Annotated in this window: 1 protein-coding gene; it reads right to left on the bottom strand. The window is 43.1% G+C overall.

The window, feature by feature from the left end; genetic code table 11:
- Positions 1-403, bottom strand: a 403-nt coding sequence (locus ADIWIN_RS22140; protein WP_369021493.1) for a Gfo/Idh/MocA family protein, incomplete at its 3' end; no start/stop codon positions are given.
- Positions 404-571: the final 168 nt, after the last annotated feature.

Consider the following 571-nt stretch of genomic DNA (forward strand, 5'->3'; position numbering starts at 1 on the left):
CGTTACAGCTTCTGCCTTCCCAGGTGATCATGGATTTGTTGTCAAATTCCATATTGATAACTTGTGTATCTGGAGTTTGCCAATCGTCTTCATACCTATATCTTCCACCTGAAGAGTTTACTTTGTTAGGGTATTCTACTTGTAATCCCCAACGCGCAAGATCCACCATGTGGGTACCATTGTTTAGTGCTTCACCAGTTCCCCAGTTCCAAAACCAATGCCAGTTATAATGGATTAAATTGTCTCTATAAGCTTCCCTTGGAGCCGGTCCTTGCCATAATTCAAAGTCCAGCCATTCAGGAACTGGAACTTGCTTACCGTTACCGATGGGCGCTCTGTTGTTTGCGTACCAGGTTTTTTGCCATATAAGGTCTTCCGATAACTCCGTTGTGAAGCTCTTCAATACCTTTGATTACATTTGGCCAGGAACGTCTTTGATTACCCACCTGAACTACTTTATTGTATTTCTTTGTGCTCGCATTAGCAATTCTCCTTCATGAGGATTGTGCGCACAAGGCTTTTCTACATAAACATGTTTGCCTGCTTTCAAGCCTAAAATGGCTGCTGGTGC

It is taken from the genome of Winogradskyella psychrotolerans RS-3, assembly GCF_000427335.1.
GTDB lineage: Bacteria > Bacteroidota > Bacteroidia > Flavobacteriales > Flavobacteriaceae > Winogradskyella > Winogradskyella psychrotolerans.